We start from the raw sequence: 14,372 nt of genomic DNA on the forward strand, positions 1-14,372 counted from the left end.
GGCCCGGATGGGATCGGCTCGGAGCGGTCGGGCCGGAGCGGGTCGCGCCGTGCTGACGCTCGCCGGCCAGACGTTCCGGAGCCGCTGGACGGCGTTCGTCGGCACCTTCGTCGCGCTCTGTCTCGGCGTCTGCCTGCTGGCCACCACCGGGCTCGCCCTGGCGGCCAGCGTCGGCGGCACGGATCGGGCCCCGACGTGGTACCGGAACGCCGACGTGGTGGTGACCGGGCCGAAGTCGGTAAGCGTCAGCACGGGTACCGGCGACGAGCGGTACACCTCGACCACGGATACGGCGTACTCGCGGCCGGTACCGGCCGAGCTGGTGGCCCGGCTGGGCGCCGTACCGGGGGTCGCCTCGGCGGTACCCGACCGTCAGGTCCCGGTGGACCTGGCCGGTACGGCCGGGATCGCCCGACCGTGGTCGGCTGCCGCGCTGGGCGGGTACGGCCCGCTGTCGGGCCGGCCGCCCACGGTGGACGGCGAGGTGGTGTCGACCTCGCCGGGCGGGCACCGGCCGGGTGATCGAATCCCGGTACAGACCCCGGACGGGCCACGGACGTTCACCGTCAGCGGGGTGCTGGCGCCGGTCTCCGGCACACCGGACGAGGACGGGCCGACGGTCGCCTTCCTCACCGACCCGGCCGCCGCCGCGCTGGCCGGCGACCGGATCACCGCGGTGGCGCTCCGGGCCGGCGACGGCGTCTCCGCCGGCACGCTGGCGGAGCGGGTCCGCGCCGCCGCGCCCGGGTTCCGGGTGCTCACCGGCGACGAGCGGCGCGCCGCCGAGCCGGATCCGGACGGCGACGAGCTGGCCATCGCGGCGTCCCTGCTGGGTACCACCGCCGGGGTGGCCACCTTCGTCTCGGTCTTCGTGGTCGCGGGTACCTTCTCGTTCGCGGTCGCCCAGCGCCGGCGCGAGTTCGCCCTGCTGCGTACCACCGGAGCCACCCCCCGGCAGATCCGCCGGCTGGTGCTCGGCGAGGCGGTACTCGTCGGGGTGCTGGCCGGGCTGGCCGGCAGCGCGCTCAGCCTGGTCACCGCGCCGCCGTACGCGCACTGGCTGGCCCGGTCCGGCTTCGCGCCGGAGGACTTCACGGCCCGGTTCATCCTCTGGCCGCTGCTCGCCGCGTCCGGGGTCGGTCTGCTGGTCGCACTGCTCGGCGCCGGGGTCGCCGCCCGGCGGGCGGCCCGGGTACGCCCGGTCGAGGCGCTGCGCGAGGCGTCGGTCGACACCCGGGTGATGGGCTGGGGGCGCTGGCTGTTCGGGCTGCTCTTCCTCGGCGGCGCGGTGCTGCTGCTCACCGCCCTGCCGGAGATCGGGGTCTCGGACGGCCTGGCCATGGTCATGCTGGTCGCCCAGTTGGCCCTGGCCGCCGCCGGGCTGCTCGCACCGGTGCTGATCCGGGTGCTCGTGCCGCTGCTCGGCGCTCCGCTGCGGGGGCAGACCGGCATGCTCGTCAGGTCGAGTGCGCTGAGCGCGCTGCGCCGGACCTCCGCCACCGCCGCCCCGATCCTGGTCACCGTCGGCATCGCGGCCACCACCCTGCCGCTGACCGCGACGCTCTGGCAGGCCGAGCAGCGTTCCGCCCGGGAGCGGGTCACCGCCGGCGCCGTGGCGATCGCGAGCGGCCCGGTCGGGCTGGCCGATCCGACGGTCGCGGCGCTCGGCCGGGTCGCCGGGGTGCGCGCCGCCGTCCCGAGCCGGCCGGGCGAGGTGTACGTGCGCAGCGACGACTACGCCGAGGAGTACTCCGCCCGGTACGTCGGGGCGGGGCTGGACCGGGTGCTGCGACTGCCGGTCGTGGCGGGCTCGGTCGACGGGCTGACCGGTACGGACACGGTGGCGGTGAGCCGGTCGATGGGCTGGCGGGTCGGCGACCGGGTCCAGGTGTGGCTCGCCGACACGACCGAGGTACGGCTGCGGGTGGTGGCCGTACTCACCGACTCGGTCGACCTGGACCGGACCCTGCTGCTGCCCTGGGAGCTGGGCCGGGCGCACCAGCCCGGCGGCGGCGCCGACGTGGTCTACCTGGACGGCGGCGATCCGGCGGCGCTCGACGCGGCAGCCGTCGCCGGTGGCGGGCGGGTGCTGCCGACCGCCGAGCACCTGGTGGTGGGGGACGCCGTGCAGTACGAGCAGAACCGGGTCGCCCTGCTGGCGGTACTCGGGATGGCGCTGCTCTACACCGGCATCGCGATCGCGAACACGCTGGTGATGGCGACCAACGACCGGCGTCGGGAGCTGGCGGTGCTCCGGTTGACCGGCGCGACGCCCGGACAGGTACTGCGGATGATCGGCCTGGAGGCGATGCTGGTCGGGCTGGCCGGTACGGCGCTCGCCGCGCTGGTGGCCGCCGCGATGCTGGCCGGGCTGCGGGCCCGGTTGGCCGAGTTGGTGGCGCAGCCGCAGATCAGCGTGCCGTGGTTGCCGATCACGTTGATCGCGGCCGGGTGCCTGCTCGCCGCCGTGCTGGCCAGCCTGGTGCCGGCCGTGCTGGCGCTGCGAACTCCGGCCGCCCAACTCGCCGGGGTACGGGAGTAGGTGGACCAGAACCGGCGGATGTGCGGCAACCGGTGGGGGACGGGGTCCGGGCACGAGTGCCCCTGTCGCTTGGGATAGCGCTTTCCTATGCTGGGCCGATGATGAGGATCGACCAGGGCCTGACCCCGTCCGCGCTGCTACCCAAGATCGACCGACTCTGGGAGGTCTCCGCCCAGAAAATCGACTCGATCGAGAAGACCTGCCCGCCCGGCGCCGCCTCGCCGGTCTTCACCGTGGACGGGCAGTACACCGCGCGGGGCTGGACCGAGTGGACCCAGGGCTTCCAGTACGGCGCCGCGCTGCTCCAGTTCGACGCCACCGGCGAGCGGCGGTTCCTCGACTCCGGGCGGGAGCAGACCGTGGCGGTGATGGCCAGCCACGTCAGCCACATCGGCGTACACGACCACGGGTTCAACAACGTCAGCACGTACGGGAACCTGTGGCGGCTGATGAACGAGGGGCGGATCCCGGCCGACCGCGCCGAGCGGGACTTCTACGAGCTGGCGCTCAAGCTGACCGGTGCGGTGCAGGCCGCCCGCTGGCGTACCACGGCGGACGGCACCGGCTACGTCTACTCGTTCAACGGGCCGCAGTCGCTCTTCGTCGACACCATCCGGTCCTGCCGGGCCCTCGCCGTGTCGCACCTGCTCGGGCACGTGCTGATGGGCGAGCGGGACGAGCGGATCTCGCTGCTGCGCCGGCTGGTCGAGCACGCCGGCAACACCGCCCGGTGGAACGTCTACTACGGCGAGGGCCGGGACAGCTACGACATCCCCGGGCGGACCGCGCACGAGTCGATCTTCAACGTGAACGACGGCAGCTACCGCTGCCCCAGCACCCAGCAGGGGTACTCGCCGTTCAGCACCTGGACCCGGGGGCTGGCCTGGGCGATGCTCGGCTTCCCGGAGCAGGTGGAGTTCCTCGCGATCCTGGCCGACGAGGAGCTGGCCCCGTACGGCGGCCGGGCCGCCGTCGAGGCGACGATGCTGCGCGCCGCCACCGCCACCTGCGACTTCTACCTGACGCACACCCCCACCGACGGCGTGCCGTACTGGGACACCGGGGCGCCCGGGCTGGTCCGCCTCGGCGACTACCTGGACCGGCCGGCGGACCCGTACAACGCGCACGAGCCGGTGGACTCCTCGGCGGCGGCGATCGGCGCGCAGGGGTTGCTCCGGCTGGGCCGCTATCTCGACCGGGCCGGCCGGACCGAGGAGGGTCGGAAGTACTGGCAGGCCGGGCTGACCGTCGCCGACACGCTCTTCGGCGAGCCGTACCTGAGCACCGACGCGCGGCACCAGGGCCTGTTGCTGCACTCGGTCTACCACCGGCCGAACGGTTGGGACCACGTACCGGCCGGGCAGCGGGTGCCGAACGGCGAGTCGAGCATGTGGGGCGACTACCACGCCCGCGAGCTGGCCCTTTATCTCCAGCGGATCGCCCGGGACGAGCCGTACTACACCTTCTTCGGCCCGACCGTTGGGGTGACCCCGTGACCGGCCGCCCGGTGGCGGTGGTGACCGGCGGGTCGCGGGGCATCGGTCGCGGCGTGGTGCTGGCGCTGGCCGGCGCCGGCTACGACGTGGTGGTCAACTACGCCAGCAACGCCGACGCGGCGGCACAGGTCGGTAAGGAGGTGGCGGCCCGGGGCGGCCGGGCGCACCTGGTCAGGGCCGACGTCTCCCAGGCCGGGGACCGGCGGCACCTGGTCGACGAGACGACGACCGCGTTCGGCCGGATCGACCTGCTGGTCAGCAACGCCGGGGTGGCACCGAGCGTCCGGGCGGACCTGCTGGAGGCCGGGGAGGAGTCCTTCGACCGGCTGGTCGACATCAATCTCAAGGGGCCGTACTTCCTGATCCAGCTCGTCGCCAACACCATGATCGCGCAGCAGGCCGCCGGCCTGGTCGAACGCCCGAAGATCGTGGTGATCTCGTCGATCAGTGCCTACACGGCCAGCGTCAACCGGGGCGACTACTGCGTCACCAAGGCCGGGCTGGCGATGACCGCCCAGCTCTACGCCGCCCGGCTGGCCGAGCACGGGATCAACGTCTACGAGATCCGGCCCGGCGTGATCGAGACCGACATGACCGGCCCGGTCAAGGCCCGGTACGACGACCTGATCTTCAACCAGGGCCTGACCCCGATCCGGCGCTGGGGGCAGCCGGACGACGTCGGCCGGGCCGTCGTGGCGGTCGCCACCGACCTGCTGCCGTTCAGCACCGGTCAGGTGATCGACGTGGACGGCGGCTTCCACCTGCGTACCCTGTAGTCCGTCGACGAAGCGGGCCCCTTCCCAGCCTGGGGAAGGGGCCCGTTCGCTGTCGCGTCAACGCACTACAGGGTCAGGGTCCAGGCGTTGATGTAGCCGGTGTCCCCGGAGTAGACGTCCCGCACCTGCAACCGCCAGAGGCCGTTGCCCGGCTCGGAGGAGAGGTTGACGGCGTACGTCGCGTTCAGGTTGTCGGCACCGTCGAAGATGCTGCTGTTCTTCAGCCGGTATGCGCTGCCGTCCGGGGCGATCAGGTCGATGACCAGGTCACCCCGGTAGGTGTGCACGATCTCCACCGCCACCGTGGAGGGGTTGGAGGCGTTCCGGTTGCAGCCGGAGAGCGTGATCCCGCTGCTCACGTTGGCGTTGGTGTCCGGGATGGCCACGTCGGTCGTGTTGCTGGCCGCGCAGCCGCTGCTGGTGCCGGTCACCGTCAGCGTGTAGGTGGCGCTCCGGGCGGCCGACGCCCCGGTGCCGGTGATGGTCAGCGGGTACGTCCCGGGCGGGGTGCTGCTGTTGGTGGCGACGGTCAGCGTGGACGAACCGCCCGAGCTGACCGTGGCCGGGCTGAACGTGGCGGTGGCGCCGCTCGGCAGGCCGCTCGCCGAAAGCGTCACCGACTGCGCGGAGCCGGCCGTGGTGGCGGTGCCGACGGTGGCCGTCACCGAGCCGCCCGGCGCGGTCGACCCGGCGCCCGGCGAGACCGAGACCGAGAAGTCGTTCGCCGGGGTGCCCTCGTTGACCACGTAGAGCAGCCGGTTGGGGGTACCGGTGCCCGGGTTGGTCACCACGTCGGGCGTGGAGTTGTTGACCAGGTAGTCGCGGACCTGCTGCGGCGACCAGGTCGGGTTGGCGGAGAGCACCATCGCCGCCGCACCGGCCACGTGCGGCGACGCCATCGAGGTACCGCTGATGGTGTTGGTGGCGGTGTCGCCGGTGGACCAGGCGGAGGTGATGCCGACGCCCGGCGCCAGGATGTCGACGCAGGTGCCGAAGTTGGAGAAGCTCGCCGCCGCGTCGTTGTTCTGGGTAGCGCCGACCGTGATGGCGTTCGGCACCCGGGCCGGGGAGTAGTTGCAGGCGTTCTGCCGCACGCCGAGCGCGTTGCCGTTGCCGGCCGCCACCACATAGGTGATGCCGGCGTTGATGGAGTTGTTGACCGCGGTGTCGATCGCGCTGTCCGCCGCGCCGCCGAGGCTCATGTTGGCCACCGCCGGGCGTACCGCGTTCGCGGTCACCCAGTCCATCCCGGCGACCACCTGTGCGGTGGTGCCCTGGCCCGAGCAGTTCAGCACCCGTACGCCGTAGATCCGGGCCGCCTTGGCCACCCCGTACGACGTACCGCCGACCGTGCCGGCGACGTGCGTGCCGTGCCCGTTGCAGTCGTCGGCCGCGCCGCCGTCGACCGCGTCGAACCCGCTCACCGCCCGGCCGCCGAAGTCGTTGTGGCTGAACCGGATGCCGGTGTCGATGACGTACGCGTTCACGTTCGACGCCGTGTTCGGGTACGTGTACGAGCTGTCCAGCGGCCGGTTCCGCTGGTCGATCCGATCGAGGCCCCAGGACGGGGGGTTCGGCTGGGTGCCGCTGATCTGGTACGTCTTGTTCTGCTCGACGTACGCCACGCTCGGGTCGGCGGCGATCCGCCGCGCGGCCTGTGCGGAGGCGCTGATCTCGAAGCCCCGCAGCGCGGCGCTGTAGGTGCGGCCCACCTTGCCGCCATGCTTGCCGATCAGGCCCCGGGCCGTCGTCGACACGTTGGCCCGGGCGACCGCGGTGTCCTTGAACACCACGATGTAGCTGTCGGCGACGGCGTTGGCGGCGCCGACACCCCGGACCGGTGCTTCCGGTGGAGCCGCGGCTGCCGGCACGGCCGCGGCGGCGATCATGGCCAGAGTGGACACTCCGACGACAACGGACCTACGAGGGAGACTCATCTCCCCTCCTCCCCTCCGATCGGTGCACGACAGCCCGTCCCGTTGAGTGACGGGTCAGCACGACCGATCGAGCTGACATTAGTCAGAACCGTTGCGGAACAGTAGATCCCGAACGTTCTATCTGTCTGGAAAGATGACTGTCACTGCGTCGGACGCCGACTCCGCACCCCTTACGGGTGCCTTCTCCGGGAATCGGTGGGGGCGGGCCCGGATTCGCCCGGCCGGAAATCGGGCAAGGCTGTTGGCATGGATACCGACCTCGCCATCCTGCTCGCGATCGCCGCCGTCTGGATCGCGGCCGGTCTCGTCGTCGAGGGGTTGCCGCAGCTACGGGCCGCGCGACCACTACGCCGGCGAACCGGACTGCTGCTCGCACTGGTCGGGTCCGGCCTGGCCGGGCTGGCCGGGGTGTTGCTGGCCGGTCTGGTGGAGGCGGAGCCGACGCTCGCCGACCGGACCGCGGTCGGGCTGGCGCTGCCGGCGGTGCCCGCGGTGGTCGTCGCGGCGGTGACGGTACGCCGGCTGCGGCAGCTCTGGGGCGGCGCGGGCGCCTTCGCGCGAGCGCCGGAGACCCCGGCCCCACCGGCGCTACGGGCCGCTGCCGCTCATCCGATGATCGCCCTGCCGGTGCAGGTGACCGGCCTGGTCATGCTGCCGGCGCTGGTCACCGCCACCGGTCTGGTGCCGCTGACGAGTCCGGGCATGATCGGAGTGGTGCTCACCGCGGCGGTGCTCGCGGTCGGCACCATCGGGGTACGGCACGCGCTGCGGCACAGCCGCCTGGTGGAGCGGGCGGTCACCGTACGGTCGCGCTCATCGCGTACGGCTGGCGTCCTGCACGTATAGCAGTTCGAGGATCGCCCGAGCGGCCTCGAACCAGCGGTCGAGCCAGACCGAGCCGGGGACACTACCCTTCGGCGGCAACTCCAGCAGCAGTCCGCGCAGCAGCGGATGGTCGACGAGCGGCTCGGTGTGCACGTCCGGCCAGCCGGCCGGCGGGAAGACCGGCTCGGTCAGTCCACCCATGTCCAGCGACGGCAGCGTCGGCGTACGCTCCGGCGGGCTCGCCGACGTCAGGCCGCCACCCAGGTCGGCGGCCCGCTCCGCCGGGGCACCCTCCGGCGACCCGAGGTCGGTGTCGACCGACGCTTCCTCCACGGTGGTGCTGGTGTCCCGGCGGGCACCCCGGTACTTGCCGCCGAACCGTTCCGGCTTGGCGGAACCGTTGCCCAGATTCTCCGACCCGATAGTCATCCGTCTCGCCTGCCTCGCTCGGTTTGCGAACCCCCTGCGGCGGCCGCTCATGCCGACTCCCGCCGTCTGGTACAACGACCCGACCGGTCAGCGGCGACGGCCAGCCGGAGCGTTCGGGATCCGACCCGCGCCCCGCGCCGGAGCCGTCGGACGCCACCCGGCGGCGCCGACGCGTTCGGCGGCTTCGACGCGTGCACCGAGGCCGCCGACGCAGCCAGCGCGGCCATCCGGGCAGCTTCGGCGCTGACCGGGTGACCGCGCTGGATTGAACCTCTTTCCACCTGAACGGCGCGGCGCGTGCGCCCCGACCTGCACCTACGGCCACGGCGGACCGCGAGGAGAGGTTGAAGAAGGTTCGTTGGTCGCTGGTTCTCGTGACCGTCAGGTCAGGTCGAATTCGCCGTCCTTGGCACCGCCGACGAACGCGTCCCACTCGTCGGGCGTGAAGATCAGGGCGGGCCCGGTCGGGTTTTTCGAATCACGTACCGCGATCGCGCCGCCCGCGAAGGCCACCTCGACGCAGTTGTCACAGTTGGGTCCGCTACGCGAACTCTTGTGCCAGGCTGCCCCGCTCAGGTCGACGCGGTACCCCTTTGTCTCCACTTCCACAATGGCTCCTCTGCCAACTTCGAAATCAGCGCGACGGACTCCTCCGGGCGTAGGGCTGCCGCTCGGATATGATCGAAGATGAATATGTATTTCTGTAGTTCATCCCGCTTCTCCAGAAAAAGCCCACCCGTGGCATTTTCGGCGTACACCACGTCTGGATCGCCCGGTTCGGGGAAGCCGAGGATGGTGAAAGTGCCGTCCATGCCGGCGTGCGCACCGGCGTCGAACGGCAGGACCTGGAGCGTGACGTTCGGTAGGTCAGCGGCCTCTACCAGCCGCTCCAACTGGGCCCGCATGACCGCGTCGCCGCCCACCGGCCGGCTGATCACCGCCTCATCGAGCACCACCCACAGATCGATCGGATCGTCCGGGTCAAGTAACGACTGACGACCCAACCGGACACGGACCCGCTGGTTGACTTCTTCGGCGACCCAGTCCGGCCGGGCGGACCGGATCATCGCCTGGGCGTACTCCTCGGTCTGCAACAGTCCGGGCACGGTCTGCTGCTCGTACGCCCGGATCGAGGCGGCCGCCGCCTCCAGCCCGACGTACGCCCCGGCGAGCACCGGGCTGTACGGATGCCACCAGCCCTTCTGCCGGGCCTCCCGAGCGATCTGGATCAGCTCGTCGCACTCGGCGCCCGTCACGCCGTAGATGCCGAGCATGTCGCGGACGTCCCGGACGGTGGCCGTGGTGTGCCCGGTCTCGATCCGGGACACCTTGGACGCGGAGCACTCCAGCAACTCGGCGACGGCCTCGATCGTGACTCCGGCCTTCTCCCGGCGCTGGCGCAGCTCGGCGCCGAGTCGACGGCGGCGGATGGTCGGGCTCCGGCGCTCGGTCACCGGGTCACCTCCGGACGATCAATTAGGGAGTCGGATTGCCGCCGCGCCTTCGACCGCCATCGGCGGGGGATCATTCGCGGCGGATGGAGCGATGACCCTGTCGGCCACAGGGGCCGAAACCGGGTCCAGTCTGCCGGTTCCACGCGCGGCGCATCAAGCGCCGTACGGCCCACTATCGCCATCCCGGAGCAAAGGGCAAACTGCAACTTGCATTGATCATGTTCTTGCTGCACCCTGTCCGTATGGCTCGGGCTACGCAGCGTTCCCCTCTGGTCAGGCGACGCAATGCTCCCCCATTCTCGCCTGACCGTGGAGACGGTCGTGCCGGCGGTACGGCGAGAAGCCCCGCTCCGGGGTAAGAGCCCCCGCCGCTGTATGCCAGGGCCGCTACGGCGGCTGGCGCGTCCCGGAGTCGACAGGTGTTGGCCGGGGCGATGTGATGGCAACGACGCATCGCCCCGGCCAACGCCCCACGCCGACCGGCCGCTGATGCGACCTCCGACCAACCGCCGCAGGACCACCCACCAGACCCCCGCCCGCCACTTCCGCCGGCCCGCCCGGCGCCAGTCGGACAGGAGCTGCCGTGCCCCTTCCCCGCTCCGGTGATGTGCTGCACGTGACCCGCGCGGCGAGCGTCCAGTTCGCCGAGCCCATCTACTTCCGGGTGATCCGGGTGCACGACTGGCCGACCTACCACGGCTGGGTCTGGCTGGACGGCTACGAGCTCAACCCGAGCGGCGACGCCGTCGAACGACGGTCAATATTCGTGCAGGTCAACGGGCTGCGTCAGCTCCAGACCAACGCCGGGCGGCACAACTACCCGCAGGCTCTGCGGCCCGCCCGGACCAACTCCAGCGCGTTCGCCGCGCGGGTCCGGGTCGGCTGAGGCGCATCTCCGCCGAAGGCCGGTTGGCGCCCCGGTCACCGTCCTAGACTGGGCGTATCCACCCCACGCGTTCACCACCCGCGCGTCGTCGAGGGCCCCGAACCTGGGAGCCGCCGATGGCAGTTGAGACCTCCGACCGACACCGGACGACGTGTCGGAGCATGCGGGTCAGCGTGCTGCTGATCCTGATCACCGTCGGCCTGCCCGGCTGCGCGAGCGGCACCGGCACCAGCCGCCCACCCTCGGTACGACACCCGGCCGCCAACCCGACGCCGCCAGCCGAGTCGGGGCGTACCGACACCGATCCGGGACCCGTCGACCCCTCCGGGCACGGCGGGGCGGCCACCACCGCACCCCCCGCCGACACCGAACGGGGCTGGCCGGGCCGGCGGATCGGGCCCTGGCAGCGGCTGCCGGCCCAGGGCGGCCGGGAGACACCGGATGCCGTCGGCACCGCCGACCCGGCCACCGCCTCGGACGACGACCAGCCTGCCTACCGGGCTCCGACCGACCCGGACCCGCAACCGGACCGCGCCGAGGAACAGCGGGCCGGGCCACCACCGTCCACCGACGGACCGCCGCCGGGCTATCAGCGTTCACTGGCGTACTCCGGCCTGTTCGGCCTGGTGATCTCGGCCGTCGGGCTGGTCATGGTCGGTGCCAGGCGCCGCTACTGGTAACCGGTCCGGCCCGTGTGCAAGCCCCCGACCGTGCTGACCTTGCCCGCCGCCCGGACCGGGGCTCGGTCGCTCCCGCCTTGTCGTGATGCCGAGCGCTCGGCCCTCCCCGCTGGATCGGGTCGGACCGGTGGGACCGGGTGCGGCTCAGCCGTCCGGGGTGGGCCCGGTCGGGCCGGTGGGACCGGGTGGGGTGGTCGGCAGCGAGGTCGGCGGTTCGGCGACCACGAGGATGACCTCGCTGCCCGGCTCGACCTCCGTACCGGTCGACGGCTCCGTGTCCAGTACGGTCCCCGGCGGCCGGGCGGAGATCCGGGGCTCGATCAGGGCCACCAACCCCAGCCGGCCGAGCTCCGCCACCGCCTCCTGCTGGGACAGTCCGACGAGCGGAGGCAGCAGTACCGGCGCTCCGGTGGTGACGCTCGGGGTGGCGCTCGGCGTGCTCGCGGCGGTGGTCGGCGGGCCGGTCGTGGGCGCGGTCGGCGCCGCCGGGGTGGTCAGTACCGGGGAGGGTGAGCGGGGGGTGTCGCGCCGGGCCGAGTCGACGATCGCCCAGCCGGCGACGACCAGGACGCCGAGCAGGATCACCGCCACCGTCCCGACCAGGATCGGCATCCACCAGCGCCGGTCGTCCGGCTCCGGGTCGTAGCTCCAGTCGGGCTGCGGCTGGCGGGGCGGGGCCGAGCCCCGGGGCGGCACTCCGGCCCGGCCGGACCAGGCCGGCTCGCGGGGCGGGATCGGCGCGGTGGCATCCGCCGCGCCGGGCTGCCGGACGGTATCGCCGGTTCGGGTGGCGTCCGCCGCGCCGGGCTGCCCGATCGGCTCGCCGACCCGGGTGGCATCGTCCGGGCCGGCACCGCTGGGCGGTGGGCTCGGGGCGTCGGCCTGCGGCCGGCCTTCGGGTGCGCCACGGTCGCCGTCCACACCCCGGTCGTCCGGAGGCTGCCGCGGATCGTCGGCCATGCCACGTCCTCTCGCCATCGGGTGGACCGGGCGAACCACGTCAAACCTATCCGACCAGACGTGCTGCCCACCATCGTCGCGAGTCCGGGCGTGTCCGCCCGTTCGACGCTGCGTACCCGGGCTACGGCGTCGGCGTTCCGCCGGGTGCCGGACCGTCGGAACAGTGCAGCCCGACCCGCTGGTTCCAGCGCAGCACTGTGCCGCCGGGGGGATCCTGGTGGCGCACCTCGCCCCGGTCCCCGGTCGGATAGTTCGGATAGAGGCCGTCGTCGACCAGTCGCCGCGCCGCCTGCTTGCAGGACTCGCCCACCAGCGCGGGTACCACCACCTCGGGTGCCTCACCCACCACGGTGACCCGGACGGTGATGCCCCGCTTCACCGCGGTGCCACCCCTCGGGTTGGTACTGGCGACACTGGGGTCGTCGCCCGCACTGCCGAAGATGAACTGCACCCCGAGGCCGAGCTCGCGCAACTCCGCCCGGGCTTTCTGGAAGTCCTCGCCGACCAGGTCGGGCAGGATCATCTGGCCGATCGGCGGCGGCGTGCTGCTCGCCCGGCGGCTGGGGGTCCGGCTCGGCGTACTCCGTGGTGGCTTGCTCGTCGTCTGCGCCGTCGGGGTGGTGGATCCGGCATCGTACGGCCCCTCCCGGTCGCCGCCGCCGGCCAGCAGGTAGCCGCCGATGGCGCCGACGACAGCACAGATGACCAGCCCGACCGCCGCGCCCGCGAACAGGCCGGTCCGGTTCGAGGGACCGCCGCCCAGCTCCGGGTGTCCCGCTACAGCCTCATCCGTCATGCCGACCCTGCCTCACCATCCGGCGTACGTAAGCCACGCCGTTTCCGTCCGCCCGCTGGAAGTGTGCTGCCCGACAGCATCGGTGGCCCGGCCCTCGGAACGCAACCGGCCACGGTTCGTGTCAGGACGGCTGCCCCCGGTTCACGGCTCGCCCCCGGCGTCGGATGGACGCTACGCTGCCCCGCATGGCCGCACGAGGCTGGGGAGGATCCGTCGCGACGGCGGTCGGCGTTGCCGCCGGCGCCGGCGCCGCTCAACTGGGCTTCGGCTACGGGCTCGGCATCATCGCCTGGCTGCCGTCGAGCGGCGGCAGCAGCGAGGCGGCCTGGGTCGCCAGCCTCACCTGGGCCGCCTGGATAGCCGCCACCTCGACCGTTGCCGGGGCGGTCTGCGCGCACCGGCTCGGCGCTGGTGGCCGAGGCTCCGCCGGGCGCGCCGGGGATCCGCCGCCGACCCTGGCCACCTTCCTGTGGCGGGCCTCGCTCGCCGTCTCCAGTGGGATCGGCGCGCTGGTCACCGTGGTGCTGGTCGCCGTACCCGCCCGGGCGGTGGTGCGGGCCGACACCTCCGCTCCGCAGACCGTCGCGGCCGGCTACGCCATCCTCGGCATCCTGCTCGGGCTGGTGGCGGCGATCTGGGCGATCTCGTCGCCGGCCGTCGCCAGCAACGTGCTCGGTACGGTCTGCTGGCTCTGGGCGCTCGCGGTGATCTCGGTCGTCGACGGCGTACTCTCCGGGCGCGGGCTGGCCGCCGCGCAGCTCGGAGTCTGGCAGTTGACCTCCGACGGCGAACGCTTCTGGTTCCGCGAGTACTTCTACTGGCCCGGTGCCGCCCTCTCGCTCGGTTCCGCGCTGCTGATCGGGGCGCTCGCCGCCCGCTCGGCGGCCCGCCGGCCGGCGACCCGGGTCGGTGCCGCGATCTCGGGCATCAGCGGGCCGCTGCTGGTGGCGGTCGCCTACTTCGTCGCCGCGCCCCGGCTGGTGGGCATCCGTCCCGAGCAGGTGTCGGCACATTTGCTGGCACCGTACGCGGTGGTCGCCGGTCTCGCCGGGTCCGCGCTGGTCGCGGCGCTGGCACAGCGCTCGGAGACGATGGCCCGGCAGGCGGACTCCCTCGACTCCCGCTCCGAACCGCGCCCGTCCGGGACCGGGCCGGACGCGCCACCGCCCACCGACGGCAGCCCGGCGTCACCGCCGACCGGGGAGACGCGGACCGGCGAGGCTGGCCGGAAGACCCGGTCGAGCGACGCCACCGCCCCGTCCGCCGACGCCGACCCGGATGAGCAGACCGATCGCACCGACGCCCCCGGGGCCGGCCCGTCGGGCGGTGCCGGCCGATCGGCCCGGGTGCCCGGTCAGCCCGGCCGCAGGGCACGGCGCGGCGCCGACCAGGCCGACACCAACCGGGTACCGTCAAGCGCCGCCCCCGCCGGCTCCCAGGACGCCGGGTCCGGCGGCGAACCCGCTCCGGTCGCCGCCGAGCCGGGCGGTGTCGCCGGTGGGGCGGCAGGGTCGGAGGAGTCCGCCGAGGTCACCGAGGGCGGTGCCAAGGGCAGGCTGGGCAGGTTCGGTCGCCGCTCCCGCTGACCCGG

13 protein-coding genes are annotated in these 14,372 nt (G+C 73.1%); 7 read left to right on the forward strand and 6 right to left on the reverse strand.

The window, feature by feature from the left end:
* Nucleotides 1–49 precede the first annotated feature (49 nt).
* From AAH979_RS27630 to AAH979_RS27640, 3 genes are all read left to right on the forward strand, one after another.
* Entirely contained in the window at nucleotides 50–2,542 is a 2,493-nt protein-coding gene (locus AAH979_RS27630) for an ABC transporter permease (protein ID WP_346261046.1), read from the forward strand.
* Between the two features lie 98 nt (nucleotides 2,543–2,640).
* The gene (locus AAH979_RS27635; protein ID WP_346261047.1) at nucleotides 2,641–4,038 is read left to right on the forward strand and encodes a hypothetical protein; all 1,398 of its coding nucleotides are present in this window, start codon (nucleotides 2,641–2,643) and stop codon (nucleotides 4,036–4,038) included.
* Nucleotides 4,035–4,814 (forward strand): 3-ketoacyl-ACP reductase, encoded by a 780-nt coding sequence (locus AAH979_RS27640; protein ID WP_346261048.1) that lies wholly within the window; start codon nucleotides 4,035–4,037, stop codon nucleotides 4,812–4,814. Before AAH979_RS27635 ends, AAH979_RS27640 begins: the two co-directional genes overlap by 4 nt.
* Before the next feature lie 65 nt (nucleotides 4,815–4,879).
* Here AAH979_RS27640 and AAH979_RS27645 read toward each other — a convergent pair whose 3' ends face one another.
* Entirely contained in the window at nucleotides 4,880–6,751 is a 1,872-nt protein-coding gene (locus AAH979_RS27645; protein ID WP_346261049.1) for a S8 family serine peptidase, read from the reverse strand.
* 246 nt (nucleotides 6,752–6,997) lie between these two features.
* On the opposite strand from AAH979_RS27645, the gene AAH979_RS27650 reads away from it, so the two are divergent.
* Nucleotides 6,998–7,597, forward strand: a complete 600-nt coding sequence (locus tag AAH979_RS27650) for a hypothetical protein (protein WP_346261050.1) — start codon at nucleotides 6,998–7,000, stop codon at nucleotides 7,595–7,597.
* Here the strand turns inward: AAH979_RS27650 and AAH979_RS27655 are convergent.
* The 3 genes from AAH979_RS27655 to AAH979_RS27665 all read right to left on the reverse strand — a co-directional run bounded on the left by AAH979_RS27655 (nucleotide 7,565) and on the right by AAH979_RS27665 (nucleotide 9,459).
* Nucleotides 7,565–8,005, reverse strand: coding sequence for a hypothetical protein (locus tag AAH979_RS27655; RefSeq protein WP_346261051.1), 441 nt, complete (start codon nucleotides 8,003–8,005; stop codon nucleotides 7,565–7,567). The genes AAH979_RS27650 and AAH979_RS27655 overlap by 33 nt on opposite strands.
* A gap of 381 nt (nucleotides 8,006–8,386) precedes the next feature.
* Nucleotides 8,387–8,608, reverse strand: a complete 222-nt coding sequence (locus tag AAH979_RS27660) for a DUF397 domain-containing protein (RefSeq protein ID WP_278065204.1) — start codon at nucleotides 8,606–8,608, stop codon at nucleotides 8,387–8,389.
* Nucleotides 8,578–9,459 (reverse strand): helix-turn-helix transcriptional regulator, encoded by an 882-nt coding sequence (locus AAH979_RS27665; protein ID WP_346261052.1) that lies wholly within the window; start codon nucleotides 9,457–9,459, stop codon nucleotides 8,578–8,580. Before AAH979_RS27665 ends, AAH979_RS27660 begins: the two co-directional genes overlap by 31 nt.
* Before the next feature lie 583 nt (nucleotides 9,460–10,042).
* Here AAH979_RS27665 and AAH979_RS27670 point away from each other — a divergent pair.
* Complete coding sequence (locus AAH979_RS27670) at nucleotides 10,043–10,345, forward strand: hypothetical protein (RefSeq protein ID WP_346261053.1); 303 nt, start codon at nucleotides 10,043–10,045, stop codon at nucleotides 10,343–10,345.
* A 161-nt stretch (nucleotides 10,346–10,506) separates the two neighbouring features.
* The gene (locus AAH979_RS27675; protein WP_346261054.1) at nucleotides 10,507–11,025 is read left to right on the forward strand and encodes a hypothetical protein; all 519 of its coding nucleotides are present in this window, start codon (nucleotides 10,507–10,509) and stop codon (nucleotides 11,023–11,025) included.
* Between the two features lie 144 nt (nucleotides 11,026–11,169).
* On the opposite strand, the gene AAH979_RS27680 is transcribed toward AAH979_RS27675, so the two are convergent.
* Together AAH979_RS27680 and AAH979_RS27685 are read right to left on the reverse strand one after the other, a co-directional pair.
* Nucleotides 11,170–11,985: a PASTA domain-containing protein gene (locus AAH979_RS27680; RefSeq protein WP_346261055.1), complete on the reverse strand. Its 816-nt coding sequence runs from the start codon at nucleotides 11,983–11,985 to the stop codon at nucleotides 11,170–11,172.
* A gap of 121 nt (nucleotides 11,986–12,106) precedes the next feature.
* Nucleotides 12,107–12,781, reverse strand: a complete 675-nt coding sequence (locus AAH979_RS27685; protein WP_346261056.1) for a PASTA domain-containing protein — start codon at nucleotides 12,779–12,781, stop codon at nucleotides 12,107–12,109.
* Nucleotides 12,782–12,966: 185 nt separating this feature from the next.
* Here AAH979_RS27685 and AAH979_RS27690 point away from each other — a divergent pair, with 185 nt between their 5' ends.
* Nucleotides 12,967–14,367: a hypothetical protein gene (locus AAH979_RS27690; RefSeq protein ID WP_346261057.1), complete on the forward strand. Its 1,401-nt coding sequence runs from the start codon at nucleotides 12,967–12,969 to the stop codon at nucleotides 14,365–14,367.
* Nucleotides 14,368–14,372 lie beyond the last annotated feature (5 nt).

The organism is Plantactinospora sp. ZYX-F-223, assembly GCF_039649625.1.
In the GTDB taxonomy this organism is placed as follows: Bacteria; Actinomycetota; Actinomycetes; order Mycobacteriales; family Micromonosporaceae; genus Plantactinospora.